This is a genomic window from Ancylobacter gelatini, assembly GCF_022601675.1.
Taxonomy (GTDB): domain Bacteria; phylum Pseudomonadota; class Alphaproteobacteria; order Rhizobiales; family Xanthobacteraceae; genus Ancylobacter; species Ancylobacter gelatini.
This window is the reverse complement of the sequence record NZ_JAKVIL010000002.1, coordinates 165,475-190,878: the sequence shown is the minus strand read 5'-3', so window position 1 is coordinate 190,878 and position 25,404 is coordinate 165,475. Positions and strand designations below refer to the sequence as shown.

30 protein-coding genes are annotated in these 25,404 nt (G+C 67.5%); 19 read left to right on the top strand and 11 right to left on the bottom strand.

The window, feature by feature from the left end; translation table 11 throughout:
* Window positions 1–12 precede the first annotated feature (12 nt).
* Window positions 13–627, top strand: coding sequence for a L,D-transpeptidase (locus tag MKI84_RS04155; protein WP_241616718.1), 615 nt, complete (start codon window positions 13–15; stop codon window positions 625–627).
* A 22-nt stretch (window positions 628–649) separates the two neighbouring features.
* Here MKI84_RS04155 and MKI84_RS04150 read toward each other — a convergent pair whose 3' ends face one another.
* Window positions 650–1,030: a gamma-butyrobetaine hydroxylase family protein gene (locus tag MKI84_RS04150; RefSeq protein WP_241616717.1), complete on the bottom strand. Its 381-nt coding sequence runs from the start codon at window positions 1,028–1,030 to the stop codon at window positions 650–652.
* 218 nt (window positions 1,031–1,248) lie between these two features.
* On the opposite strand from MKI84_RS04150, the gene moaA reads away from it, so the two are divergent.
* The 3 genes from moaA (at window position 1,249) to MKI84_RS04135 (ending at window position 4,621) form a co-directional block, all read left to right on the top strand.
* Window positions 1,249–2,277, top strand: a complete 1,029-nt coding sequence (gene moaA, locus MKI84_RS04145; RefSeq protein WP_241617549.1) for a GTP 3',8-cyclase MoaA — start codon at window positions 1,249–1,251, stop codon at window positions 2,275–2,277.
* A gap of 155 nt (window positions 2,278–2,432) precedes the next feature.
* Window positions 2,433–3,614: an MFS transporter gene (locus tag MKI84_RS04140; RefSeq protein WP_241616716.1), complete on the top strand. Its 1,182-nt coding sequence runs from the start codon at window positions 2,433–2,435 to the stop codon at window positions 3,612–3,614.
* A 95-nt stretch (window positions 3,615–3,709) separates the two neighbouring features.
* Window positions 3,710–4,621 carry a DMT family transporter gene (locus MKI84_RS04135; RefSeq protein ID WP_241616715.1) on the top strand — a complete coding sequence of 304 codons (912 nt, stop codon included), beginning with the start codon at window positions 3,710–3,712 and terminating at the stop codon, window positions 4,619–4,621.
* Window positions 4,622–4,640: 19 nt separating this feature from the next.
* On the opposite strand, the gene MKI84_RS04130 is transcribed toward MKI84_RS04135, so the two are convergent.
* The 5 genes from MKI84_RS04130 to MKI84_RS04110 form a co-directional block, all read right to left on the bottom strand.
* A complete protein-coding gene (locus MKI84_RS04130; protein ID WP_241616714.1) occupies window positions 4,641–5,741 on the bottom strand; it encodes a TRAP transporter substrate-binding protein in 1,101 nt (366 codons plus the stop codon).
* A gap of 35 nt (window positions 5,742–5,776) precedes the next feature.
* On the bottom strand, window positions 5,777–6,865 hold the full coding sequence (locus MKI84_RS04125) for a TRAP transporter substrate-binding protein (RefSeq protein WP_241616710.1): 1,089 nt from the start codon (window positions 6,863–6,865) through the stop codon (window positions 5,777–5,779).
* 153 nt (window positions 6,866–7,018) lie between these two features.
* Window positions 7,019–8,107, bottom strand: coding sequence for a TRAP transporter substrate-binding protein (locus MKI84_RS04120; protein WP_241616709.1), 1,089 nt, complete (start codon window positions 8,105–8,107; stop codon window positions 7,019–7,021).
* A 297-nt stretch (window positions 8,108–8,404) separates the two neighbouring features.
* A complete protein-coding gene (locus MKI84_RS04115) occupies window positions 8,405–8,707 on the bottom strand; it encodes a putative quinol monooxygenase (protein WP_241616707.1) in 303 nt (100 codons plus the stop codon).
* A gap of 10 nt (window positions 8,708–8,717) precedes the next feature.
* Window positions 8,718–9,920: an Mrp/NBP35 family ATP-binding protein gene (locus MKI84_RS04110; RefSeq protein WP_241616705.1), complete on the bottom strand. Its 1,203-nt coding sequence runs from the start codon at window positions 9,918–9,920 to the stop codon at window positions 8,718–8,720.
* Window positions 9,921–10,166: 246 nt separating this feature from the next.
* Between MKI84_RS04110 and MKI84_RS04105 the strand changes: the two genes are divergently transcribed.
* From MKI84_RS04105 to MKI84_RS04095, 3 genes are all read left to right on the top strand, one after another.
* A complete protein-coding gene (locus tag MKI84_RS04105) occupies window positions 10,167–10,943 on the top strand; it encodes an ABC transporter substrate-binding protein (RefSeq protein WP_241616702.1) in 777 nt (258 codons plus the stop codon).
* 103 nt (window positions 10,944–11,046) lie between these two features.
* Window positions 11,047–11,772: an ABC transporter permease gene (locus MKI84_RS04100; RefSeq protein ID WP_241616701.1), complete on the top strand. Its 726-nt coding sequence runs from the start codon at window positions 11,047–11,049 to the stop codon at window positions 11,770–11,772.
* Entirely contained in the window at window positions 11,772–12,521 is a 750-nt protein-coding gene (locus MKI84_RS04095; RefSeq protein WP_241617547.1) for an ABC transporter permease, read from the top strand. The genes MKI84_RS04100 and MKI84_RS04095 overlap by 1 nt, the downstream gene beginning before the upstream one ends.
* Here MKI84_RS04095 and MKI84_RS04090 read toward each other — a convergent pair.
* Genes MKI84_RS04090 through cobT form a run of 3 tightly spaced genes read right to left on the bottom strand, consistent with a single transcriptional unit; the run spans window position 12,493 to window position 14,750 of the window.
* A complete protein-coding gene (locus MKI84_RS04090) occupies window positions 12,493–13,197 on the bottom strand; it encodes a uracil-DNA glycosylase family protein (RefSeq protein WP_425353791.1) in 705 nt (234 codons plus the stop codon). The genes MKI84_RS04095 and MKI84_RS04090 overlap by 29 nt on opposite strands.
* Window positions 13,198–13,201: 4 nt before the next feature.
* Window positions 13,202–13,723 carry a thermonuclease family protein gene (locus MKI84_RS04085; protein WP_241616700.1) on the bottom strand — a complete coding sequence of 174 codons (522 nt, stop codon included), beginning with the start codon at window positions 13,721–13,723 and terminating at the stop codon, window positions 13,202–13,204.
* Between the two features lie 4 nt (window positions 13,724–13,727).
* Window positions 13,728–14,750 (bottom strand): nicotinate-nucleotide--dimethylbenzimidazole phosphoribosyltransferase, encoded by a 1,023-nt coding sequence (gene cobT / locus MKI84_RS04080; protein WP_241616699.1) that lies wholly within the window; start codon window positions 14,748–14,750, stop codon window positions 13,728–13,730.
* Between the two features lie 112 nt (window positions 14,751–14,862).
* Here cobT and bluB point away from each other — a divergent pair, with 112 nt between their 5' ends.
* The 8 genes from bluB (at window position 14,863) to MKI84_RS04040 (ending at window position 21,000) form a co-directional block, all read left to right on the top strand.
* Window positions 14,863–15,504, top strand: a complete 642-nt coding sequence (gene bluB / locus MKI84_RS04075; RefSeq protein ID WP_241616698.1) for a 5,6-dimethylbenzimidazole synthase — start codon at window positions 14,863–14,865, stop codon at window positions 15,502–15,504.
* A gap of 4 nt (window positions 15,505–15,508) precedes the next feature.
* Window positions 15,509–16,321 (top strand): adenosylcobinamide-GDP ribazoletransferase, encoded by an 813-nt coding sequence (cobS, locus tag MKI84_RS04070; protein ID WP_241616697.1) that lies wholly within the window; start codon window positions 15,509–15,511, stop codon window positions 16,319–16,321.
* Window positions 16,322–16,396: 75 nt separating this feature from the next.
* Entirely contained in the window at window positions 16,397–16,588 is a 192-nt protein-coding gene (locus tag MKI84_RS04065; protein ID WP_241616696.1) for a DUF1289 domain-containing protein, read from the top strand.
* Window positions 16,585–17,310 (top strand): retropepsin-like aspartic protease family protein, encoded by a 726-nt coding sequence (locus tag MKI84_RS04060; RefSeq protein WP_241616695.1) that lies wholly within the window; start codon window positions 16,585–16,587, stop codon window positions 17,308–17,310. Before MKI84_RS04065 ends, MKI84_RS04060 begins: the two co-directional genes overlap by 4 nt.
* Window positions 17,311–17,404: 94 nt before the next feature.
* Window positions 17,405–19,561: an excinuclease ABC subunit UvrC gene (gene uvrC / locus MKI84_RS04055; RefSeq protein WP_241616693.1), complete on the top strand. Its 2,157-nt coding sequence runs from the start codon at window positions 17,405–17,407 to the stop codon at window positions 19,559–19,561.
* A gap of 76 nt (window positions 19,562–19,637) precedes the next feature.
* The gene (gene pgsA, locus MKI84_RS04050; RefSeq protein WP_241616692.1) at window positions 19,638–20,279 is read left to right on the top strand and encodes a CDP-diacylglycerol--glycerol-3-phosphate 3-phosphatidyltransferase; all 642 of its coding nucleotides are present in this window, start codon (window positions 19,638–19,640) and stop codon (window positions 20,277–20,279) included.
* The gene (gene moaD, locus MKI84_RS04045) at window positions 20,276–20,527 is read left to right on the top strand and encodes a molybdopterin converting factor subunit 1 (RefSeq protein ID WP_241616691.1); all 252 of its coding nucleotides are present in this window, start codon (window positions 20,276–20,278) and stop codon (window positions 20,525–20,527) included. Before pgsA ends, moaD begins: the two co-directional genes overlap by 4 nt.
* A 14-nt stretch (window positions 20,528–20,541) precedes the next feature.
* Complete coding sequence (locus MKI84_RS04040; RefSeq protein ID WP_241616690.1) at window positions 20,542–21,000, top strand: molybdenum cofactor biosynthesis protein MoaE; 459 nt, start codon at window positions 20,542–20,544, stop codon at window positions 20,998–21,000.
* 93 nt (window positions 21,001–21,093) lie between these two features.
* Here MKI84_RS04040 and MKI84_RS04035 read toward each other — a convergent pair whose 3' ends face one another.
* The gene (locus MKI84_RS04035; protein ID WP_241616689.1) at window positions 21,094–21,981 is read right to left on the bottom strand and encodes a branched-chain amino acid aminotransferase; all 888 of its coding nucleotides are present in this window, start codon (window positions 21,979–21,981) and stop codon (window positions 21,094–21,096) included.
* Between the two features lie 36 nt (window positions 21,982–22,017).
* Between MKI84_RS04035 and MKI84_RS04030 the strand changes: the two genes are divergently transcribed.
* The 4 genes from MKI84_RS04030 (at window position 22,018) to MKI84_RS04015 (ending at window position 25,021) form a co-directional block, all read left to right on the top strand.
* Entirely contained in the window at window positions 22,018–22,257 is a 240-nt protein-coding gene (locus MKI84_RS04030; protein WP_241616688.1) for a hypothetical protein, read from the top strand.
* Window positions 22,250–22,825 (top strand): MarR family winged helix-turn-helix transcriptional regulator, encoded by a 576-nt coding sequence (locus MKI84_RS04025; RefSeq protein ID WP_241616687.1) that lies wholly within the window; start codon window positions 22,250–22,252, stop codon window positions 22,823–22,825. The genes MKI84_RS04030 and MKI84_RS04025 overlap by 8 nt, the downstream gene beginning before the upstream one ends.
* Before the next feature lie 64 nt (window positions 22,826–22,889).
* Complete coding sequence (locus tag MKI84_RS04020) at window positions 22,890–23,618, top strand: response regulator (protein ID WP_241616686.1); 729 nt, start codon at window positions 22,890–22,892, stop codon at window positions 23,616–23,618.
* Window positions 23,619–23,635: 17 nt separating this feature from the next.
* Window positions 23,636–25,021, top strand: coding sequence for an ATP-binding protein (locus MKI84_RS04015; RefSeq protein WP_425353801.1), 1,386 nt, complete (start codon window positions 23,636–23,638; stop codon window positions 25,019–25,021).
* Window positions 25,022–25,024: 3 nt separating this feature from the next.
* Here the strand turns inward: MKI84_RS04015 and MKI84_RS04010 are convergent, their stop codons facing one another.
* A complete protein-coding gene (locus tag MKI84_RS04010) occupies window positions 25,025–25,378 on the bottom strand; it encodes a tRNA-binding protein (protein ID WP_241616685.1) in 354 nt (117 codons plus the stop codon).
* Between the last annotated feature and the right edge of the window lie 26 nt (window positions 25,379–25,404).

Genomic DNA, 25,404 nt, shown 5'->3' with positions numbered 1-25,404 from the left:
GGTTCGTTCCGTATGAGGCTGGCGATGCGACTGATGAGATTGGCGGCGGGGGCCGTCGCTGCATTGATGTTGAGCTCCATGGCGCCCGCCATGGCTTATGAACCCGGCCAGAGCCGATTCCTGGGCATCTTCCCGATGCCGTCCGATTTCGGCGTCGGGCCCAAGTCCGGCTATCGCGGCTCCTCGCCAATCCCGCGCCAGACCGTGCGCTATGATGGCAGGTACGCGCCCGGCTCCATCATCATCAACACCGCGGAGCGGCGGCTCTACCTCGTGCAGCCGGGCGGCACCGCGCTGAAATATGGCATCGGCGTTGGCCGCGACGGCTTCCGCTGGGCCGGCACCAAGACCATTACCCGCAAGGCGGAATGGCCGGGCTGGACGCCGCCGCCGCAAATGCTGAAGCGCCGCCCCGACCTGCCGCGCTATATGCCCGGCGGCATCGACAACCCGCTCGGCGCGCGCGCCATGTATCTCGGCTCCTCGCTCTACCGCATCCACGGCTCCAACGAGCCGGAGACGATCGGTCAGGCGGTATCGTCGGGCTGCTTCCGCATGACCAATGACGACGTGACCGACCTCTACAACCGCGTGGCGGTCGGCACTCGGGTCTATGTGCTGAACTGAATCCTGCGCAGGCGGCGCCGGCTCAATGCCGGCGCTGCGCCCCGGCCGGGTCGCGGGACAGGTTCTTGGAGGCAAGCTCCTGCAGGTAGCGCTTCCAGCGCTCCTCATATTCCCCTCCCAGCGTACGGAAGGTGTCCCAGGTGTAGATGCCGGTGGAATGCCCGTCGTCGAAGATCAGGCGCACGGCGTAGTGACCCACCGGTATCACCTCCTGTATGCGCACCTCCCGCTTGGCGGGCACGGTCTGGCGGTCGGCGGGCGAATGGCCCTGCACCTCGGCCGACGGGCTCTCCACCCTGAGATATTCCGCCGACAGCGTGTAATTGGCGCCGTCGTCGAAGGCGATGGTGATGCCGCGGCGGTCCTTGTGCACGCGGATTTCGGTAGGCCAGGCGTCGGTCACGGGCGTTTCCCCTCACATCTGCCCACCACATAAGCCCCGCGCGCCGATCCGCCAAGATGGTCGTGCCAAACGGGAATTTGAACGGTTTCAGCTATCGCACGATAGGGTTCGTCAGCTTGGCAGCCCCGCAGGCAGCCATTACATAGGGATAGGCCCGAGAGAGACAGGCTTGTCCTGCGGCGCCGAGGGAGTGCAGCGTGAGCGACCAGCGCGAGGCGATGATCGACAGGATGCTACGTGAGCCGGCGCGCGCGCCGCTGGTCGATACGTTCGGCCGCGCCGTCACCTATCTGCGCGTCTCGGTCACCGACCGCTGCGATTTCCGCTGCGTCTACTGCATGGCGGAACACATGACGTTCCTGCCGAAGCCCGAGTTGCTGACGCTGGAAGAGCTGGATCGCCTGTGCTCCGCCTTCGTGGCGCGCGGCGTGAAAAAGCTGCGGCTCACCGGCGGCGAGCCGCTGGTGCGACGCGATGTGATGACGCTGTTCCGCTCGCTTGGCCGCCATCTCGATTCCGGCGCGCTGGAGGAACTCACCCTCACCACCAACGGCTCGCAGCTTGCCCGCTTCGCCGGCGATCTCGCCGCGTCCGGGGTCAAGCGCATCAACGTCTCGCTCGACACGCTGGACCCCGACCGCTTCCGCGCGCTGACCCGCTGGGGCGATCTCTCCAAGGTGCTCGCCGGCATCGACGCCGCGCAGCGCGCTGGCCTGCAGGTGAAGCTCAACGCCGTGGCTCTGGCCGGCGAGAACGAGGCCGAAATTCCCTCGCTCATCGAATGGGCGCATGGACGCGGCATTGATGTCTCGCTGATCGAGGTCATGCCGCTGGGCGAGACCGGGGCCGAGCGCATCGACCAGTACCTGCCGCTGAGCCGCGTGCGCGCCCAGCTCGCCGAGCGCTGGACGCTGGAGGACATCCCCTACCGCACCGGCGGACCGGCGCGCTATGTCTCGATCGCGCAGACCGGCGGTCGGCTCGGCTTCATCACGCCCCTGACGCATAATTTCTGCGAGGGCTGCAACCGCGTGCGCGTTACCTGCACCGGCACGCTCTATATGTGCCTCGGCCAGGAAGACGCGGCGGATTTGCGCGCGCCGCTGCGGGCCTCGGAGAGCGACGGGAAGCTCCACGCCGCGCTTGACGACGCGATCTTCCGCAAGCCCAAGGGTCACGACTTCGTGATCGATCGCCCCGGTCGCCCGCCGGCGCTGCGCCGGCACATGAGCGTCACCGGCGGCTGAGGCTGCGCGCCGACATTCCATCGCCATCCGCACATGGCAGGACTGCGCGGCGGGGCCTTGCTGCGCCGCAGCACCAGGCGTTAAATCCGTAAGACTCCCTATAAGCTGCGTCGCGCCCGCCGGAGTGCGGCGCGCCGCGCGTGAAAGCCTCGTTCATGAGAATGCCGCTTCTTGCCCTCGCCATGGCCTCGTTCGGCATTGGCACCACCGAATTCGTGATCATGGGCCTGCTGCCGGAAGTGGCGGCCGATCTCGGCGTCAGCATTCCCGCCGCCGGGCTGCTGGTGACGGGCTACGCGATGGGCGTGGTGATCGGGGCGCCGATCGTTGCCATCATCACCAATTCTCTGCCGCGCAAGGCGACGCTGATCGGTCTTTCCAGCATGTTTGTGCTGGGCAATTTCCTGTGCGCGGTGTCGCCGGATTACTGGATGCTGATGGGCGCGCGCATCGTCACCGCCTTCTGCCATGGCGCGTTCTTCGGCATCGGTGCGGTCGTCGCCTCCAATCTCGTGCCGCCGAACCAGCGCGCCAGCGCCATCGCGCTGATGTTCGCCGGGTTGACGCTGGCCAATGTGCTGGGCGTGCCGGCCGGCACGGCACTGGGTCAGGCACTGGGCTGGCGCTCGACCTTCTGGGCCGTGGTGTTCATCGGGATCGCGGCCGTTAGCGCCATCGCGCTGTGGGTGCCGCGCAACATCCCCCATTCCAGCGGCAACATCGTCTCGGAATTCGCGGTGCTGAAGCGTCCGCAGGTGCTGCTGGCCATGGGCATGAGCATCCTCGCTTCGGCCAGCCTGTTCACCGTCTTCACCTATATCGCGCCGCTGCTTCGCGACGTGACCGGCATGAGCCCGCACACCGTGACCTGGGTGCTGGTGCTGTTCGGCATCGGCATCACCATCGGCAACATCGTGGGCGGCAAGCTGGCGGACTGGCGGCTGATGCCCTCGCTGATGGGAATCTTCGTCGGGCTCGCGGCGGTGCTCGTTGTGCTGGTCTTCGCCGTGCCGTTCGCGGTCGCGGCCGTCGCGACCATCTTCGTGTGGGGCATCCTCGTCTTCGCCGTGGTGCCGCCGATCCAGATGCGCGTGGTCGACAGCGCGATCGGCGCGCCCAACCTCGCCTCCACGCTCAATCAGGGCGCGTTCAACCTCGGCAATGCCGGCGGGGCATGGATCGGCGGCGCGGCGATCACGCTGGGCGTCGGCTATGCCGAACTGCCCTGGGTCGGCGCGGCTCTGGCGGTCGGCGCGCTCGGCCTGTGCGTCGCCTCCCAGGCGCTAGAGAGGCGCGAGAACTCCCCGCTTGCACAAGCCGCCTGCGAGGAATGCTGAATGCGCGCCCGCGAAACCGCATAAATCGTTTAATCTGTCCCGATCCGGCCGTGATTCACGGCTAGGAAGAGCCGTCTCCCGCCGAAGCCAGACCCATGCACAACCATTCAGCCAATACGCGCGGCATCCTGCTGATGATCGCGGGCTCATGTTTCTTTGCCGGCAATGACGCGCTGTCGAAGCTCGCCCTGATCGAACTTCCGTCCTCGCAGGTACTCGCCGTGCGCGGCGCGATGGCTGGCCTGGTGCTGCTGGCCCTCCTGGCGGTGCGGGGCGAACTGCCGGGCCTGCGCCATGCCTTCGACCGCCTCGTGTTGCTCCGCGCGGGGATCGAGGCGATGAGCGCGGTGCTGTTCATCACCGCCATTTCGGTGATCTCGATTGGCGATGCCGCGGCGATCATCCAGGTCGCGCCGCTGGTGACCATGGCGCTCGCGGTGCTGTTCTTCGGCGCGAAGCTGAGCTGGCAACGCTGGCTGGCGGTCATTGCCGGGTTCATCGGCGTGGCGCTGATCATCAAGCCCGGCGGCCACGGCTTCGACCCGATGGCCTCGCTGCCCTTCGTCTGCGCGTTCCTGATCGCGTTCCGCGATTTCATCACCGGGCGCATCCACGCCCACATCCCGACGCTGGTGGTGACGCTGGTGACCGCCATTGTCGGCATGATGCTCGGCTTCGGCGGCACCGCGATCCAGGAATGGCGCCCGCTCGACGTCCATGTCCTGATCCTGCTGGCGGCGGGCAGCGTCACGCTGGTGCTCGGCCACATCTTCACCATCGGCGCCTTCCGCGGCACCGATCCGGCGCTGATCACGCCGTTCCGCTACGCCACGGTGGTGTGCTCGGTCGCGCTGAGCGCGATCATCTTCAACAACCCGCCGGACCTGATCTCGATCGCCGGCATGGCGATGATCGTCGCGGCGGGGCTGTTCACGATGCACAGCCACCGCGCGAGCCACAAGGCCGCGCTCGCCACCGCCGCGCGGGCCGAGCGCGAGGCGGTCTGACCGCCTCGCCTGTCATCGGTCAGGTACGCGTACGCGCGCGGATCATGTAGCCGTCATAGGGATATTCGCCGACCTGCCACCACAGATAGGACTCGTTGCGGAAGTTCAGCATCGAGTCGTAGATCGCCTTGAAATCGGCGTTCTGCGCGGAAATCTGGCCCATCAGCGCGATGTTTTCCTTATAGGCGGCATCCATCACCTCCATCGGAAACGGACGGAGTTGCGCGCCCTGTGCCACCAGCCTGCGCAGCGCCGCCGGATTGCCGGCGTCGTACTTGGCCAGCATGTCGGCATTGGCATAGGCGGAAGCCGCCTCGAAGGCCGCCTTGTAGGCCTTGGGCAGCGCGTCCCACGCCTTGTTGCCGGCGACGAAATGGATGGTCGGGCCACCTTCCCACCAGCCGGGATAATAGTAATAGGGCGCCACGCGAACGAAGCCGAGCTTCTCGTCGTCCACCGGCCCGACGAACTCGGCGGCGTCGATCGTGCCCTTTTCCAGCGCCGGATAGATATCGCCGCCGGCGAGATTCTGCGGCACCAGCCCAAGACGCGAGAGCACCTGCCCGGCGATGCCGGGAATGCGCATCTTGAGCCCCTTGATGTCGGCGACGCTCTTGATCTCCTTGCGGAACCAGCCGCCCATCTGCGCGCCGGTATTACCGCCGGCGAAGCCGATCACGTTGTATTTGGCGAGGAAGGCGTTCTGAAGCTGCGTCCCGCCGCCATGGTACAGCCACGCCGTCTGCATCCGCGCGTTCAGCCCGAAGGGCAGCGTGGTGAAGGGCGCGAAAGCCGGGTTCTTGCCGATGTAGTAATACAGCGCGGTCTGCGCGGCCTCGACCGTACCGTTCTGCACCGCGTCGAAGGCCTGCAACCCCGGCACCAGTTCGCCCGGGGCGAACACGTCGATCTGGAACTGGCCGTCGGTTGCCTCGCCGACATATTTGGACAGCAGCACCGCCGAGCCATAGATGGTGTCCAGCGACTTCGGATAGCTGGAGGTCAGGCGCCAGCGCACCTTGGGCGCGGACTGGGCGATGGCGGGGGCGGCGAGCGTGCCGGCCGCAGCGGCAAGGCCGGCGCCCTTGAGCAGATGGCGGCGGGAAGTCGGGGTCGACATGGTGTTTTTCCTTCTTGATCGTCGATCCGATCGGCTCACCCGCGCGAGCGGGCGCGGATCATGTAGCCGTCATAGGGATATTCGCCGACCTGCCACCACAGATAGCCCTCGTTGCGGAAGGCGAGAAGCGACTCCAGCACCTTCTTAAACTCGGGATTCTTGGCGGAAAGCTCGGCATAAAGCTCGGTGGTCGCGGTGTAGGAGGCGTCGAGGAAGCTCTGCGGAAACGTGCGAAGCTGCGCGCCCTGCCCCACCAGCCGGCGCAGCGCCGCCGGATTGCGCGCGTCGTATTTCGCCAGCATGTCGGAATTGGCGTAGGCGACCGCCGCGTCGAAGATCGCCTGATACGGCTTGGGCAGCGCGTTCCACTTGGCGCGGTTCACCACCACATTCATGGTGGGTCCGCCATCCCACCAGCCGGGATAATAGTAATAAGGCGCGACCTTCACGAAGCCGAGCTTCTCGTCGTCATAGGGCCCGACCCATTCGCAGGCGTCGATCGTGCCCTTTTCGAGCGCGGCATAAATGTCGCCCGGCGCGATCTGCTGCGGCACCACGCCGAGCTTGGCCACCACCTGCCCGGCAATGCCGCCGATGCGGAATTTCAGGCCCTTGAAATCGGCGATGTCCTTCACCTCGTGTCGGAACCAGCCGCCCATCTGGGTGCCGGTATTGCCACCGAGGAAGCCGACGAGATTGTACTTCTCAAGGAACGCGTCCTGAAGCTCGCGCCCGCCGCCATGGTAGAACCAGGCGTTCTGCATGCGCGCGTTCAGGCCGAACGGCATGGTGGTGAAGCAGGCGAAGGTCGGATCCTTGCCGACATAATAGTAGAGCGGGGTCTGGGCGAGTTCGACCGTGCCGTTCTGCACCGCGTCGAGCGCCTGAAGGCCGGGGACGATTTCGCCGGCCGCGAAATTCTGGATCACGAACCGCCCGTCGGTAGCCTCGCTCACATATTTCGACACAAGCTCATTGGCGCCGAAGATATTGTCCAGCACCTTGGGCACGCTGGAGGTCAGCCGCCAGCGCACCTCCGGGGCGGACTGAGCCAGTGCGGGCGCGGCAAGCATGGCTGCCGGGGCGGCGAGGGCGGCGGAGCGAAGAACATCGCGGCGCTTCATCAGGCGACTCCTTGGCATCGTCCCTCCCATGGAAGGACGAAGGCCCGGCCGGGTGAGCGGCCGGGCCATATGTCGAGCGGTCTCATCACAGAGCCGCAACGCGCGGGCCTATAGCACGGCCTGCGCGCCTGTGGGGAGGAAACGATCCCGTGATCAGCCGCGCGGGCGGGTGCGGATCTGGAAGCTGTCGAAGGTGTACTCAGCCACCTGCCACCACAGATATTCCTCGTTACGGAACGCCTGCATGGTGTCGATCGCCTTCTTGAAATCCGGGTTCTTGGCCGAGATTTCCGCCCACAGCTCGTTGGTCGCCTTGAGGCAGGCTTCCATCACCTCGGTGGGATAGGGACGCAGCTGCGTGCCGTTCGCCACCAGGCGCTTGATCGCCGGCGGGTTCTGCACGTCGTAGCGGCCCTGCATGATGGTGTTGGCATAGGTCGTCGCTGCGATCAGCGCCTGCTGGTAGGTCTTGGGCAGGGCGTTGAACTTCTCGAGATTGGCGAAGGCGTGGATGGTCGGGCCACCTTCCCACCAGCCGGGATAGTAGTAGAACTTGGCGACCTTGTAGAAGCCGAGCTTCTCGTCGTCATAGGGGCCGATCCACTCGGCGCCGTCGATCGTGCCCTTTTCGAGCGCGGGATAGATGTCGCCGCCAGCGATCTGCTGCGGCACCACGCCGAGCTTGGCCATGACCTGCCCGGCAATGCCGCCGATGCGCATCTTCAGGCCGTTCATGTCGGCGACGTTCTTGATTTCCTTGGCGAACCAGCCGCCCATCTGCGCGCCGGTATTGCCGCAGGGCATGCCGTAGACATTGTACTTCTGGTAGAACTCGTTGAAGAGTTCATTGCCGCCGTTCTGGTAGAGCCAGGCATTCTGCATGCGGGCGTTGAGCCCGAACGGCACCGAGGCGGCGATGGCGAAGGTCGGATCCTTGCCGACGAAATAATACGAGACGGTGTGGCACATCTCGACCGTGTTGTTCTGCACGGCGTCGAGCACCTGCAGGCCGGGCACGATTTCGCCGGCCGCGAACACCTGGATCTGGAACTTGCCGTCGGTCAGCTCCGAAACCATCTTCGACATGACTTCGGCGCCGCCATAGATCGTGTCCAGCGACTTCGGGAAGCTGGAAGCGAGGCGCCATTTGATCTCGGGGGCGGACTGGGCAATGGCGGGGGCAGCGATGGCCGCAGCCGCGACGCCGGTGCCGGCGGCGGCAATAAACTGACGACGCTTCATCAGGATTTCTCTCCTTGGGGGGTTCCTCATCGGCGCAGTTGGCGACATCCGCCTCCGCGCTCGAAACGCTTGTTGGCAAAACAGTTACGCTAGGCCATCGCGGGGCGCAACGGCGTTGACCTGCGCCTTTTGTCGAGGGCAAACACGAGACTGTGCGGACGATCGCGGGGACGACCGCGCGGCTGAACGCACGCTCGAATATCTTTCCCTACGTCATCCCCGACATACCCCGTCGCCGTCCAGCAGGACACCGCAAACGGCCGTGCGCTTATCGGCCGGAGGTGGCTCTGCGCGCGGTCAGACGCTTTCCTGCAACGGGAACGCATCCATCAGGGTGATGATGCATTCCGCCCGCTGGTGCGCGTTGATCAACGGCACCAGCCGGGTGAAATGCTCGCTCGCGCAATGGGCATCGAGTGCCGCGCGGTCCGGCCATTCCTCGACGAAGACGAAATGGCCGGGGTCCTTCTGGTCGATGAACAGATCATAGGACAGGCAGCGCTCTTCCTGCCGGGTCTTCTCGACCAGCTCGCGATAGAGCGGCAGGACGGTGTCGACCGATTCCGGCCTGATGAAATCCTGCGCGATCACCTTCAGCATAGAGGGTGCCTCACCCCTCCATCACGATACGCGGCGCCTGGCGGGCGCTGGCGTGCTTGCCGGCCAGCCGGTCGCGCACGGTGGCAGCGATGGTGCGGTAGATCTCGGCCTCGCGGCTGTCCGGATTGGCGGCGACCACCGGGCGGCCGGCATCCGAGCTTTCGCGGATCGACATGTGCAGCGGCACCTCGCCGAGGAACGGAACGCCAAGGCGCTTGGCCTCGTGCCGCGCGCCGCCATGGCCGAACACGTCGGAGCGCTCGCCGCAATGCGGGCACAGGAAATAGCTCATGTTCTCGACCACGCCGAGCACCGGCACGTTCACCTTCTCGAACATGGCGATGCCGCGGCGCGCGTCGATCAGCGCGAGATCCTGCGGGGTGGAGACGATCACCGCGCCGGCCAGCGGCACCTGTTGGGCCATGGTCAGTTGGGCGTCGCCGGTGCCGGGCGGCATGTCCACCACCAGAATGTCGAGCGGCGCCCAGTTCACTTCCTTCAGCATCTGGCTGATAGCGCTCATCACCATCGGGCCGCGCCAGATCATCGGCGTCTCCTCCTCCACGAGGAAGCCGATGGACATCACCTTGAGGCCCCAGGAGGCGAGCGGCTGCATGATGCGGCCATGTACCTCGGGACGGCCCTTGAGGCCCATGAGACGCGGCACGGAGGGGCCGTAGATGTCGGCATCGAGCAGGCCGACCTTGAGGCCGAGCGCGGACAGGCCGAGCGCGAGATTGGCCGCCAGCGTCGACTTGCCGACGCCACCCTTGCCGGACGCCACCGCGATGATCGCGCCGACGCCGGGAAGACTTGGCGATTCCTTCTGCGGATCGGCCGGCGCGGGATGGGAATGGCCGGCATGCGCATGGCCCGCATGGGTGTGCCCGGCGTGGGAGTGGCCCGCCTGCGCGCCCTGGCCCGAGACCCGGACCGGCTCGGCGGAAGCTCCCGCCGGGGCACTTCCGGCGCGGCGCTCGGCTGTCAGCGCCACCAGCGCGGAACTGACCCCCGGCGTCGCCCGCACCGCGCGCTCCACAGCGGCGCGCACCGGCTCCCAGGCCTTGGCCTGCGCGGCGTCTACCGTCAGCGAGAGATAGACCTTGCCATTCGACACCACCACTTCGGACAGCGCGCCGGTCTCGGTCACCGGCCGCCCGTCAGGCGCAACCACCTGAGCCAGCCGTGCCTTCACCTCTTCAGCGGTCACCATGATAGCGCTCCCGATATCGCATTCGTTGATGTTGTGAGACAACACAGCCGGCGCAGCGTCAACCCGTTCTACCCTGTCGAACGATCGGCACGGCAAATGGTTTGGCGATGCTTATAAGATGGACAGATGCAACGGGTGACCACAATTGCATCACCCCCCGGTTGCGCTTCTCCTCGAAATAGTGCCAGCATCCGGCGCCGGCAAAAAAACAATCCGGCCCCAGAGCAACCTCCAGAGGGGAACAGCATGAGCCTCTTCACCCGCCTCGCCGCAGCGGCCGTTCTCGTCGCCGCGGCCACCACCGGCGTGTCCGCGAAGGAATGGAAGACGGTGCGCATCGGCACCGAGGGGGCTTACCCGCCCTTCAACTATGTCGAGAACAACGAGCTCAAGGGCTTCGACATCGATATCGCCAAGGCGCTCTGCGAGAAGATGAAGGTCACCTGCACCTTCACCGCCCAGGACTGGGACGGCATCATTCCCGCGCTGCTTGCCGGCAAGTACGACGCCATCGTCGCCTCGATGTCGATCACCGAAGAGCGCAAGCAGCAGATCGCCTTCTCGAAGAAGTACTACAACACCCCGGCGAACTTCGTGGCGCCGAAGGACACCAAGATCACCGATACCTCCCCGGAAGCGCTGAAAGGCAAGGTTCTGGGCGCGCAGGGCTCCACCATCCACTCGAACTATCTCGAGGACGTCTACGCCAAGGCCGGCGCCGAGGTGAAGCTCTACGGCAAGCAGGACGAGGCCAATCTCGACCTCGCCAATGGCCGCCTCGACGCCATTCTTGCCGACAAGGTGGTGCTGCTGGAATGGATGGGCACCAAGGAAGGCGAATGCTGCAAGTTCGTCGGCAGCGAATACAAGGACCCGAAATATTTCGGTGAGGGCGTGGGCGTGGGCATCCGCAAGGACGACGCGGAACTGGTCGCCATGTTCAACAAGGCGATCGACGAGATCGTCGCCGACGGCACCTACAAGAAGATCAACGACAAGTACTTCCCCTTCAGCGTCTACTGACGCGCTCCCCAGGCGCCGTTCCGGTAGTGGCTCCCGGAACGGCGTCGCCGTCCCTTGAAATGACGCCGCAGCCGCGGCGCGGCAGCGGAGCGCATCGGTCCCTATGCTCAACTTACTGGAGCTTCTGTCGTTCGGCCCGAACGGGTGGGGCGATGAAATCGCCAAGGGTGCGCTGCTCACGCTGGAACTGGCCATCGCCACCCTGCCGGTGGGCTTCGCCATCGGGCTCGGCGTCGCACTGGCCAAGGATTCCGGCTCCCGGCTGGTCCGTGCCGCCGGCAACCTCTTCACCACCGTGTTCCGCGGCCTGCCCGAGCTGCTGACGCTGTTCATCGTCTATTATGGCGGGCAGATCCTGTTCACCCGGATCGCCGGCTATCTGGTCGAGGGCGCCACGATCGAGGTCAACCAGTTCCTCGCCGGCGTCATCGCACTCAGCCTGGTGCTCGGCGCCTTTTCCAGCGAGGTGTTTCTGGCCGCGATGCGCTCGGTCTCGCGCGGCCAGAAGGAAGCCGCCAGCGCGCTCGGCTTGTCGAAATGGCAGGCATTCCGGCTGGTGGTGCTGCCCCAGCTCTGGCGCGTGGCCCTGCCCGGACTGTCGAACAACTGGATGGTGCTGCTGAAGGACACCTCGCTGGTGTCGGTGATCGCCATCAACGACCTGATGCGCCAGACCTCGATCGCGGTCGGCGTGACCAAGCAGCCCTTCTTCTTCTACCTGGTCGCCTGCACGATCTATCTCCTGTTCTCGATCCTTTCGAGCGTAGGATTCAGCTATGCCGAGGCGCGCGCCAATCGCGGCCTGAAGCGCATCGGGGGCAAGGCATGATGGACGCTGTGTTCTCCACGCTCGGCGCCGGCTTCCTCGCGCTGATGGGGCTGCTCGGCCTCAACGCCGACCTGATGTCGCGCTATGGCGAGCGCTTCCTCGGCGGCATCTGGGTGACGCTGGAGCTGGTCGGAATCTCGGTGTTCTTCGGTCTCCTGCTCGCCCTGCCGCTCGCCATTGCGCGCGTCGAGGGCGGCCGCTGGACCTCCCGGGCAGCCTTCGCCTATTCCTATTTCTTCCGCGGCACGCCGCTGCTGGCGCAGACCTTCCTGGTCTATTATGGCGCCGGTCAGTTTCGCGAGCAACTCACCGATATCGGCCTGTGGTGGTTCTTCCGCGACGCGTTCAACTGCGCGGTGCTGACCTTCACGCTGAACACCGCCGCCTATCAGTCGGAAATCCTGCGCGGCGGCATCCAGAGCCTGCCGGTCGGCCAGAGCGAGGGCGCCAAGGCACTGGGGCTGAACAGCGTCCAGACCTATATCAAGGTGATCCTGCCGCAGGCTTTCGCGGTTGGCCTGCGGCCGCTCGGCAATGAGCTGGTGCTGATGGTCAAGGCGTCCTCCATCGCCTCCGTCATCACGGTCTACGACCTGATGGGCGTCACCCGCCTCGCCTTCTCGCGCTCCTATGACATGGAGGTCTATCTCTGGGCGGCGGTGCTCTATCTGGTCATGGTGGAAACCATCCGCCGGGTGTGGGACGTGCTGGAACGCCGGCTTAACCGGCATCTTCTGCTGTCGCACTGATGAGGCGGGCGACCTCCGCCCGCAGCACCGGCACCAGCTCGGCGTCGAACCATGGGTGGCGCTTCAGCCAGCCGGTATTGCGCCAGGAGGGATGCGGCAGCACCAGCACGCGCGGCCCTTGCCGCGCCTGCCAGATGTCGCGCCATCGCGCGATCCGCTCGGTCAACCCGCCGGTCGCGAAGCGCTCCAGTCCCAGCCGCCTCAGGTGGTAGGCCTGCGAGGCCGCCCCGATCGCCAGCACAAGCTCGAAGGGCGGGCGCGCCGCGAACAGCCGGTCGTGCCACCGCGCCGCGCATTCGCGCCGGGGCGGCAGGTCGCCGCCCTTGGCATCCTGCCCGGGAAAGCAGAAGCCCATGGCGGCGATCGAAATCCGCGACGGGTCGTAGAAGGTCGTGCGGTCTATCCCCATCCATGTCCGCAGCCGGTCGCCGGACGGGTCGTTGAACGACTGCCCCGACGCATGCACCCGCGTGCCCGGCGCCTGCCCGGCGACGAGGATCGGCGCCCGCGCGGAGACGCTGAGCACCGGGCGCGGCTCATGCGGCAGCGGCTTGCCGCGCGGGCTCTCCACGCAGAACCGGCAGGCACGAATCTCCGCGAGCAGGGTGTCGAGGGTGTCAGGCGGCGAGGTGGCGTCCATGTGCTGATAGATGAGGATGACCCCGCCCGCTGTCATCCCCTCACATGTTCCGCGCGCGCCAGTCCGCCGGCCGCTCGAACGGCCCGGCCCAGATGCCGCGTTGGCTGGCTCGTGCCTCGCGCTCTTCCGTGGCATAGGCGCCGAGCGAGATGGCGAGCCCCTGCGCCACTATCGCGCTCCCGAGATCGCGCCCGCCCGCCTCGCAGATCGACACCGCGCGGCCATAGCGGTCCTCGTCTACCGGGCGGCAGCTCACCTCGCCGGCATCGACCAGCGTCTGCAAGGCCTCGCGCGCGCGCCGCCCGCATGGCCATTCCTTGCCGGGAGCGCCGCAGGACTGGTGAAGCTCCGGCGCATCCAGACCTTCCAGTCGGATGCGCTCCCCGCCGACCTCCAGGCTATCGCCATCCGCCACGCGCACGCTGCCGGTGATTGCGGGGAGAAAGCGCTCCGCCACCAGCGCCACGGCAATCATCGCCAGCGCGACCAGAACCGATTTCCAGGTGTCCGGCCGCCAACCCCGCCGGGGACGGCGCCGGGGACCGCGCCAAGGGACGTTCAAGGCCTCAGGCGTCCGCGACGCCGGCTTCCGCGAAGGTCGCCATGCCGGAATGGCAGGCCACCGCCGCCTTGACCACGCCGATCGCCAGCGCCGCCCCGGAGCCCTCGCCGAGCCGCATGCCGAGATCGAGGATCGGGCGCAGGCCCAGCTTTTGGAGCACGCGCGCATGGGCCGGCTCGGCGGAGACATGACCGGCGAGGCAATGGTCGAGCGCGGCCGGGTTCAGCCGGTGCAGCAGCGCGGCGGCGGCGGTGACGACATAGCCGTCGAGCACGACCGGCACGCGCTGGAGCCGCGCGGCGAGGATCGCCCCGGCCATGGCCGCGATTTCGCGACCGCCGAGCTTGCGCAGGATTTCCAGCGGGTCGTCGAGATGACCGCGCGCGCGCTCCACCGCCGCGCGCACCGCTGCGATCTTGCGCTCCAGAACCTCGCCGGAGGCGCCCGTGCCGGGGCCGACCCATTCCTCCGCTTCGCCGCCATAGAGCGCGTGGAAGATCGCGGCCGCGACGGTGGTGTTGCCGATGCCCATCTCGCCGAGGCACAGCAGGTCCGGCTCGCCGGCCAGCGCTTCCATGCCGAACGCCATGGTCGCCGCGCATTCCGCCTCGGTGAAGGCGTCGGCCTCCACGATGTCGGGCGTCGGCAGGTCGAGCGCGAGATCGAACACGCGCAGCCCCGCGCCGAACGCCCCGCAAATCTGGTTCACCGCCGCTTTGCCGTCGGTGAAGGTCGCGACCATCTGCTTGGTCACTTCCGGCGGATAGGGCGAGACGCCGCGGCTGGCGACGCCGTGGGTTGAGGCGAACACCGCGACGGTCGGCCGGTCGACCTTCGGAATGGCACGCCCCTGCCAAGCAGCGATGTGCACCGCGATTTCCTCCAGCCGGCCGAGCGCACCGGGCGGCTTGACCAGCTGCGCCTGACGGTCGAGCGCGCCCTGCCGCGCCGCCTCATCGGCGTCGGGCAGCGAGGCGGCAAGGTTGCGGATGTCGTCGAAGGGCAGTCCGGTGACAGCGCGCGGCATGAAGAGCTCCCTTGGGATGCATCTGGAGGGTGCATCGGGCGATGGCGCGGGGTAGACCCTCCTCGGGGCGAGAGCAACCCATATTCCCGCCGCCGCCACCCGCGGAGACCGCATGAGCACGCCGCCGATCTTCGATGAGCGCTTCACCGGCGAGCTGGCCGAACTCTTCGCCTGGCGCCGCGATGTGCGCCATTTCCACACCCGCGCGGTGGAGACGGCAATGATGGACGACCTGCTCGCCAGCGCCTGCCGGGCGCCGAGCGTGGGCCTGAGCCAGCCCTGGCGCCTCGCGCGGGTGCGGCAGGAGGAGCGCCGCGAGGCGGTACGCGCCATCTACCGCCGCTGCAACGCCGACGCCCAGTCTCTCCAGCCGGCCGAGCGCGCGGGGCTCTATGCCCGGCTCAAGCTCTCCGGCCTGGAGGAGGCGCCGGAACAGATCGCGGTGTTCATCGATCCCGATCCCGCCACTGGCGGCGGGTTGGGGCGCGCCACCATGCCGGAGACGCTGGCCTATTCCGCCGTGCTGGCCATCCACACGTTGTGGCTCGGCGCCAGCGCGCGCGGGCTCGGGCTGGGCTGGGTGTCGATCCTCGATCCCGTCGCCATGGCCGGCGCGCTCGATGTGCCCGCCCACTGGCGGTTCGTCGCCTATCTGTGCATAGGCTATCCGCGTGAGCCTTCGGACGTGCCGGAGCTGGAGCGGGCCGGCTGGGAGAGGCGCGCCCCGCTTGCCGACGTCCTGCTGGAACGCTGAACCCATGCCGCTGCCTGCCGCCGATCTTTTGCGCCTCGACCTTCTGCGCCAGGTGCCCGCCGCGCTGCGTTTCCTGTCGCGGCTGCCCGTGCCGCGCCTGTCGTTCGAGCCTGAGAACGAGGCGCCGGACATGGCGAAGCTCGGCCCGGCGCTCCCGGTGGCCGGCGCGCTGCTCGGCCTTGCCGGTGCGCTGGTCCTGCTGCTGGCGCATTTTGTGGGCTTGAGCGCTTTCCTCGGCGCGACGCTCGCCTTCGCCGTGCTGGCCGCGATCACCGGCGCGTTTCATGAAGACGGCCTCGCCGACACCGCCGACGCTCTGGGCGCCATGAACCGCGCGCGGCGGCTGGAGATCATGCGCGACAGCCGGATCGGCACGTTCGGTGCCGTGGCCCTCATCCTCGGCTTCGCCCTGCGCATCGGCGCGCTGGAGGCGTTGGCAGGTCTCGAGCTGATGGCCGCGGCTGGCGCGCTGGTGGCGGCGCAGGCGCTGACGCGTGTCGCGGGGCTGTGGATAGTGCACGCCCTCCCCCCGGCCCGCGCCGACGGGCTCGCCTACACGGTCGGCACGCCCGGAAGCACCGGAATTCGCGACGCCGCCCTCGCCGGCGTCGTGCTTGCCGCGCTTTTCGTCCTCCCCGGCTTCGGGCTGATCGCCCTGCTGGCCGGGCTCGCCCTCGGGGCGGCGGTGCTCGCGGCGTTCAGCCGCCTTGCCAGCGCCCAATTCGGTGGACAGACCGGAGACGTTGCCGGCGCTGGCGCGGTGCTGGCCGAGATTGCCTTCCTGCTCGGCGTGCTTATCCTCGCGCGTCCGGCCTAGGGCGAGGCGAAAATTCGGACCCGGCCCCGCCGCGTAAGCAATGCCCTAAACATTATGGCCGATGATCCGTCCACCATGCCGATGACCACTTCCACCCCCTGCATCGCCGTGTGCACGCTGGACGGGACCGCGCGGTTCTGCCTCGGCTGCGGCCGCACGACCGAGGAGATCGGCGCGTGGGCCACGCTCGACGAGCCGCGCCGCCGCACCATCATGGCCGAGCTGCCCGCCCGGCTCGGGGCCGCACGGCCGGAGGCGGCGCGATGAACGCGGATCGTTTTCTCTGGGTGGTCATCCTTGGACTCGGTACCGGGGTCGGGCTGATCATGTGGGCGCATGAGGCGGGGGGCATTGCCGGTCTCAGCGCCTCGGAACTCGCCCGTGTGGTGTTCTACGGCGCGATACTGCTGATGGTCGGTGCCGGCGCCGTGGCCATGTTCACCGGCCGGATCGGCGAGCTGATCGGCGCCGCGCTGGTCTGGATGGCGATCTTCGCTGTCATCGCCACCGGTTACACCTATCGCTACGAGCTGCACGCCGCCGCCTATCGCGTGCTGGCGGAACTCGCACCCGGCTATGCCGTGCCGCTTGCCCGTGATTCCGGGCCGGCGGTCGAGGTCGCCCGTGCCCGCGACGGCGATTTCAACATCCGCGTCGAGATCAACGGCACGCGCATCCCCATGCTGGTCGATACCGGCGCCTCCTCCGTGGTGCTGACGCCCGAGGACGCGGTAGCGGTCGGCCTGCCGATCGAGTTCCTGCGCTACGACATCCCGATCGACACAGCCAACGGGCGCGGCCGCGCGGCGGCGGTGGTGCTGGACCGGGTGGCGATCGCCGGGGACATTGACGAGCGGCAGGTGCCCGCTCTCATCGCCAGCCCGGGCACCCTCAAGCACAGCCTGCTCGGCATGACCTTCCTGTCGCGGCTCGACAGCTTCGAGATCCGCGGCGAGAAGCTCGTCATGCGGGCCAAAGTGGTCCAATAGGGCCGGCCCCAACTCGCCGCGCCCCCCTGCTGACGCGCCCCAACTCGCCGGCCCCCCTGTCGACTTTGCCGGCGAATCCCTATCTTGAGACCCGATGATCGCCCGCCCGACACCTGACGCACCCGACCTCGACCCGGACGACGCCGAACTGGCGGACACCGAGGACGAGGCGCTGCTGCTCGCCGATCCCCTGTTTGAGGAGGCCGAGCCCAGCGCCGGCACGCTCAAGCTCGGCCGCGCCGCCATTCTCGCGGCGGTGAAGCACGCCCCGACCGGCGCCGGCGTCTACCGCATGATCGGCGCGGATGATGCGGTGCTCTATGTCGGCAAGGCCAAGAGCATCCGCAAGCGCATCATCGCCTATACCCGCCCGACCGGGCTCACCGCGCGCATCATGCGCATGGTGGCGGCAACGGTGCGGATGGAGTTCGTCTCGACCCAGACCGAGACCGAAGCGCTGCTGCTGGAAGCCAACCTCATCAAGCAGCTGCGCCCGCGCTTCAACGTGCTGCTGCGCGACGACAAGTCGTTCCCCTATATCCTGATCACCCGCGACCACGCCGCCCCGCAGATCACCAAGCATCGCGGCGCGCGCAATCGGCCGGGCGACTATTACGGCCCCTTCGCCTCGGTCTGGGCGGTGAACCGCACCATCAACGCGCTGCAGAAGGCGTTTCTGGTGCGCTCCTGCTCGGACAGCTTCTACGAGGCGCGCAGCCGGCCCTGCCTGCTGTTCCAGATCAAGCGCTGCGCCGGCCCCTGCACCGGCGAGGTCTCCACCGCCGACTATGCCGACTATGTGCGCGAGGCGCGCGACTTCCTGTCCGGCAAGAGCCGGGCGGTGAAGGAACAGCTCGCTCACGAGATGCAGCAGGCATCCGAGGACCTCGAATTCGAGCGTGCCGCCGCGCTGCGCGACCGCCTCGCCGCGCTCTCGGCGGTTCAGGGAACGCAGGGCATCAACCCGCGCTCGGTGGAAGAGGCCGACGTCTTCGCCGTGCATCAGGAGGGCGGGGCGACCTGCGTGCAGGTGTTCTTCTTCCGCACCGGGCAGAACTGGGGCAACCACGCGCTCTACCCCCGCGCCGACCGCTCGCTCGGCCCCGGTGAGGTGCTGGATGCCCTGATCGCCCAGTTCTACGAGGACAAGCCCTGTCCGCGCCTGGTGCTGCTCAGCCACGACATCGCCGAGCGCGAGCTCCTGGAGGAGGCCCTCTCCGCCCGCGCCGGCTACCGGGTCGAGATTGCCGTGCCCCGACGTGGTGAAAAACGCGAGCTGGTGGAGCACGCGCTACAGAACGCGCGCGAGGCGCTGGGCCGCAAGCTCGCCGAGAGCGCCAGCCAGGCCCGGCTGCTCGACGAGCTGGCCCGCGCCTTCACCCTGCCCGCCCCGCCCCGGCGCATCGAGGTCTACGACAACAGCCACATCATGGGCTCGAACGCCGTCGGCGGCATGATCGTGGCGGGGCCGGAAGGCTTCGCCAAAAGCCAGTACCGCAAATTCAACATCAAGTCGGCCGACCTCGTGCCCGGAGACGATTACGGTATGATGCGCGAGGTGCTGACCCGGCGCTTCTCCCGCCTGCTGCGGGAGAATCCGCGAGCGGATGCCGGCCTTGTTGCAAGTGACGAGGCCGAGTCTCCCAGCACCGGCGGGCCCCCTCGCCCCACCCCTCTTCCCGACGGGGAGAGCGAATTGCTTTCTGAAACCGGCGAGCCGCCCGCCATGACGTCTCCTCCTTCCCCTCCCGCCAGCGGGGGAGAGGGGCCGGACCCCGCCGACGCCAGCACCACCGCTTGGCCCGATCTGGTGCTGATCGACGGCGGTCTCGGACAATTGAAGGCGGCGAGAGAGACGCTCACCGAACTCGGCATCACCAATGTTCCGCTGGTCGGCATCGCCAAGGGACCGGACCGCGACGCGGGACGCGAGACCTTCTTCGTTCCCGGCCGCGAGCCGTTCCGGCTGGAGCCGCGCGATCCCGTGCTCTACTTCGTGCAGCGGCTGCGCGACGAGGCGCACCGCTTTGCCATCGGCTCCCACCGCGCAAGGCGCAAGAAGGACATCGCCCAGGCCGGGCTTCAGGAAATCCCCGGCATCGGCCCCACCCGCAAGCGCGCCTTGCTGCATCATTTCGGCACGCTGAAAGCCATAGAGCGCGCCTCACTCAGCGACCTCGAATCCGTGCCGGGCGTCAATGCCGCGACCGCGCGGGCGGTGTATGATTTCTTCCATTCCGGCCCCCGGTGAGGCCTACCTGTCTCCGGGTATGGATTGACGTTCATGCCGTGGATGATTACGTCCGTGACAGGGAGCCCGATGAGCCATGGTTGATGTAACGTCCAGCCGAACCAGCGCGCCGGGTCCTTCCTCCGGCAAACGCAGCCATGCCTTCTCGCTGCCGAACATGCTGACCTATGGCCGCTGCGTGGCGGTGCCGCTGGTCGCGGCCTGCCTGTTCTGGGCCGACATCATGGCCGGCGGCCTGTGGCTGCGCTGGCTGGCGCTCGGCATCTACATCGTCGCCGCCATCACCGATTTCTTCGACGGCTATCTCGCGCGCATGTGGTCGCAGCAATCGGCCATCGGCCGCATGCTGGACCCGATCGCCGACAAGCTGCTGGTCTCGACCTCGCTGCTGATGCTGGCCTCCGACGGCACGATTCGCGGCTGGTCGCTCTGGGCCGCCGCCGTCATCCTCTGCCGTGAGATCCTGGTCTCGGGCCTGCGCGAATTCCTCGCCGAACTGCGCGTCAGCGTCCCGGTGACCCGGCTCGCCAAGTGGAAGACCGCGACCCAGCTTATCGCGGTGGGCGTGCTGCTGGCCGGCCCGGCTGCCGACAGCCTGCTGCCGGGCACCACGCTGGCCGGCATCCTGCTGCTGTGGATTTCCGCGATCCTGACGCTGTACACCGGCTGGGACTATTTCCGCGCCGGCGCCCGCCATCTGGTCGAGGACGAGCGGTGAAGATTCGTTATTTCGCCTGGGTGCGCGAGCGCATCGGGCGCGAGGCCGAGGACATCGAGCTGCCCGAGGATGTGCGCACCGTGGCCGAGCTTGCCGCATGGCTGGCCGCGCGCGGCGAGGGCTATGCCCATGCCTTCGAGAACCCGCGCGTGGTGCGCGCCGCCATCGACCGGCACCACGCCCGGCCCGACAGCGCGCTGGGCGAGGCCCGGGAAGTCGCGTTCTTCCCGCCCATGACCGGCGGCTGAGACAGGAAGACGGCATGTTTACCGTCCGCATTCAGGCCGAGGATTTCGACGCCTCCGCCGAGGCTGCCGCGCTGGCGCGCGGTCGCACCGATATCGGAGCCGTGGTCACCTTCGCCGGCCTGTGCCGCGCCGACGACACGCCCGGTGCCGCGCCGCTCAACGCGCTGACGCTCGAACATTACCCCGGCATGGCGGAAGAAGAGATCGGCCGCCTCATGGAGGACGCCCGCGCGCGCTGGCCGCTCGCCGGCGCCACCGTGATCCACCGCCATGGCAGGCTTGTGCCGGGCGACAATATCGTCCTCGTCGTCACCGCCTCCGCCCATCGCACCGCCGCCTTCGAGGCCGCCGAGTTCCTGATGGACTGGCTGAAGACCCGCGCCCCGTTCTGGAAGCAGGAGGAGCGCGGCGAGGCCCAGAGCTGGATCGAGGCCAAGGACGCCGACGACGCGGCGGCCGAGCGGTGGAGTTGAAGGCTGGGTGCGCCCCTTTCCGCCCCTGACCTCCCCTGAAACGAAAATGCCGGCCCGAGGGCCGGCATTTCCTTGAGCCACTGGGCTATGCCCTCAGGCCGCGGCCTTCTTGGGCTGCACTTCGGCCATGTAGTCTTCCATCAGCGTGCGCGTCACCGGGCCGGGCTGGTAGTGGCGGCCGGCGATCTCGGAGACCGGCGTCACTTCGGCGGCGGTGCCGGTGATGAAGCACTCGTCGAAGTCCGGCAGTTCCTCCGGCATGATCGCGCGCTCGATCACCGTGAAGCCGCGCCGCTTGGCGAGTTCGATCACGGTCTGGCGGGTGATGCCGTTGAGGAAGGCGTCGGCCTCCGGCGTGTGGATCACCCCGTCCTTCACGAAGAAGATGTTGGCGCCGGTGCATTCCGCCACGCGGCCGCGCCAGTCCAGCATCATCGCGTCGGAATATCCCTCACGCTCGGCGGCGTGCTTGGAGATGGTGCAGATCATGTACAGGCCGGCGGCCTTCGAGGTCGAGGGCGCGGTCTGCGGATCGGGACGGCGATACTTCGCCTCGCCGATGCGGATACCCTTGAGCCGCTCGGCGGGGTCGAAATAGCTCGGCCATTCCCACGCCGCGATGGCAAGGTGGATGGTGTTGTGCTGCGCCGAGACGCCCATCATGTCCGAGCCACGCCAGGCGACCGGGCGCAGATAGGCATTGGTGAGCTTCTGCTTGACCAGCAGTTCGCGGCAGGCCGCGTTGATCTCGGCCTCGCTGTAGGGAATCTCGAAGTCGAGCAGCCGGGCGCTTTCCTTCAGGCGCGCCGTGTGCTCGTCGAGCTTGAAAATCTCCCCGCCATAGGCACGCTCGCCCTCGAACACGCTGCTGCCATAGTGCAGCCCGTGAGTCAGTACGTGCACCTGCGCATCCGACCACGGCACGAAGGCACCGTCGTACCAGATCCAGCCGCTGCGTTTGTCGAAAGGTTCGCTAGCCATGGTTCTCGTCTCCCAAACCGGGGCCCGGCGCGCGCCATGGAAGGCGTCGAGACCCTTCTTGAATTCGTTAAGCCTGTGACCGACCAGCATGCGCGCGAGCACATGTTTTGCCTAGCGGCCGAAGTCCCGTTATCGTTCGCGACCCGCAAGGGTCCGCTGGAAGGAACGCCCCGCGACACGGATCGATACATCGGTTCGAACCGTCTCGCCGAACGATCCTTTCGTCGAGCGGTGCATCTGGGTAACGATCATAACGAAAAAAGTCAACATGGCTGACATAAATGTCTCTCTGCCGGCCCGCGCCGGCGCCGTCGAATCCCCCGCTTCCGCGCGAGCGCCAACCGCGCCGGGAGACGAATCCATGCTCGAACTGATCGAGCTGTTCTTCTTTGCCTACAGGAACTTCGTCAGCGATCCCGACGAGATTCTGCAGGGCATCGGCTTCGGCCGCGCGCATCACCGCGTGCTGCATTTCGTCAATCGCCACCCTGGCATGCGCGTGACGGACCTCTTGGAGATCCTGCGCATCACCAAGCAGAGCCTTGGCCGCGTGCTGCGGGAGCTGGTGGACCAGGGCTTCATCGACAGCCGTGCCGGCAAGTCCGACCGACGCCAGCGGCTGCTCTATCTGACGCCCAAGGGCGAGGCGCTGGCCCGGCAATTCGTCGCGATCCAGTCGAGGCGTATCGCGCGCGCCCTGTCCGAATGCGGTCCGGACTCGCGCGAACTGTGCCGCCGCTTTCTTGTCGCCATGATCGACACCGAGGATCGCGGGTCGGTCGAGAAGCTCATCGCGCGCGCCGACCAGATTGCCGCCGACCCTTCCCGCGCGCGCAAGGCCTGATCCGCGGGTGCAAGACCTGAACGGCCGCGCGGCCCGCGACCACGACAGCTGAGAGACCCGTGACATGCCGGATGTCGATGCGAAACCCCGCCCCCGCGCCGCCACCCCGGCGGACGACGCCCCTCATCTGCTGATCGTGGACGACGACCGGCGCATCCGCGACCTGATCTCGCGCTTCCTCTCGGAACATGGCTACCGCGTCACCACCGCCGAATCGGCGGCTGACGCGCGCGGCCGGCTGTCGGGCCTTACCTTCGATCTCCTGATCCTCGACGTGATGATGCCCGGCGAAAACGGCTTCGAACTCGCCCAGTTCGTACGCAGCGGCTCGCATGTGCCGATCCTGATGCTCACGGCCCGCGCCGAGACGCAGGACCGCATCACCGGGCTGGAGATCGGCGCCGACGACTATCTCGCCAAGCCGTTCGAGCCACGCGAACTGCTGCTGCGCATCGGCAACATCATCAAGCGCTCGGCCGCTCCGCCGACGCAAGTGATCGAGGCGGTGCGCTTCGGCCCGTTCATGTTCCATCTGGAGCGCGGGGAGCTGACGCGCGAGGACGAGCCGGTGCGCCTGACCGACCGCGAACGCGACATGCTGCGCGTGCTGAGCGAGCGCCCCGGCGACACCGTGCCCCGTCAGGCGCTGGTCGCGCCCGGCGTCGCGGCCGGTGACCGCGCCGTCGACGTGCAGGTGAACCGGCTGCGTCGCAAGATCGAGCGCGACCCGGCCAACCCGGCCTATGTGCAGACCGTGCGCGGCGTCGGCTACCGGCTGGTCGTCGCGCCTTGAGCCTGCTCGACGCCCATATGCGCGATGCCGCCCTGCTGCGCCTCAGGCGCGCGATGGCGCGCTGGCACGAAGCGAATCTGCGCTTCGGCGCGTGGTTCAACCGCACCATGCCCAAGGGCCTGTTCGCCCGCTCGCTGATCATCATCGTCGCGCCGATGGTGATCCTGCAGTCGGTTCTGGTCTTCGTGTTCATGGAGCGGCACTACAGCACCGTGACGCGCCGGCTCTCCGCTGCCGTCTCGCAGGACATCGCCGCGCTGGCCGAGCTCGCCATCGCCTTCCCCGATGCCGCCGATCAGGAGCGCATCAAGCAGATCGCGCAATTCACCATGAACCTCACGGTGGATTTCCTGCCCGACCAGCACCTGCCGCCGCCCGGCCCGAAACCCTTCTTCTCCATCCTGGATTCACACTTCACCGGCGAGGTCGGCAAGCGGCTGCGCCGCCCGTTCTGGACCGACACGGTCGGCAATTCCAACCTGCTGGAGGTCCGCGTCCAGCTCGACGACAAGGTGATGCGCGTCTTCGCCCGGCGCACCCAGGCCTATCTGTCGAACTCGCACATCTTCCTGGTGTGGATGGTGGGCACCTCGCTGGTGCTGCTGGCGGTGGCCATCCTGTTCCTGCGCAACCAGATCAAGCCGATCGAGGCGCTGGCCGAAGCGGCGGCGGCCTTCGGCAAGGGGCGCGACGTCACCGGCTTCCGCCCGCGCGGCGCGCGCGAGGTGCGCGGGGCCGCGCTGGCCTTCCTGGAGATGAAGCGGCGCATCGAGCGGCAGATCGAGCAGCGCACCACCATGCTCGCGGGCGTGTCCCATGACATGCGCACCATTCTCACCCGCTTCAAGCTGGAACTGGCGCTGATCGGCGACACGGTGGATTCGGAAGCGCTGCGCGCCGATGTCGACGAACTCCAGAGCATGCTGGAGGCCTATCTCGCCTTTGCGCGCGACGATTCCGCCGGCGAGCCGCCCGCTTTGACCGATGTGTCGCGCATCCTCGACGATGCCCGCCGCAATGGCGAGCGCCACGGCGTCGAGATCGAGGCGCGGTTCACCGGCGAGCCTATGGTGATGCTGCGCGCCGACGCCTTCCGGCGCTGCATCGGCAATCTGGTTGCCAATGGCTGGCGCCATGGCCGCAAGCTGGCGATCAACGGCAATTCCGATGCGCGCTGGCTCACCGTCACGGTGGACGATGACGGCCCGGGCATTCCGCCGGACCGTCGCGAGGAGGTGTTCCGCCCCTTCGTCCGGCTGGACGATGCGCGCAATCAGGATGCCGGCGGCTCCGGGCTCGGGCTCACCATCGCCCGCGACGCCGCGCGCGCCCATGGCGGCGACGTCACGCTCAGTGACAGCCCGCTCGGCGGCCTGCGCGCCACGGTGCGGATACCGGTCTGAGCCTCAGAACAGCCGGGCCCCGTTCGGCACCTGCAGGTCCGGGGCGAACAGCACCACCGCGCCGTCCTCGTCGGGAAAGCCGAGAGTCAGCACCTCGGAAATCGCCGGGCCTATCTGGCGCGGCGGAAAATTCACCACCGCCGCCACCTGCCGCCCGACCAGATCCTCCGGTGCGTAATGCACGGTGATCTGCGCCGTGGACTTCTTCACCCCGATATGCGGTCCGAAATCGATGGTCAGCTTCAGCGCCGGCTTGCGCGCCTCCGGGAACGGCTCGGCGAGGATGATCGTGCCGACGCGGATATCGACCTTGAGAAACTCGGCGATGGTGATCTGTTCGACAGGGCCAAGACTCATTGAATCGTCCTCATTGCACCGTCCTC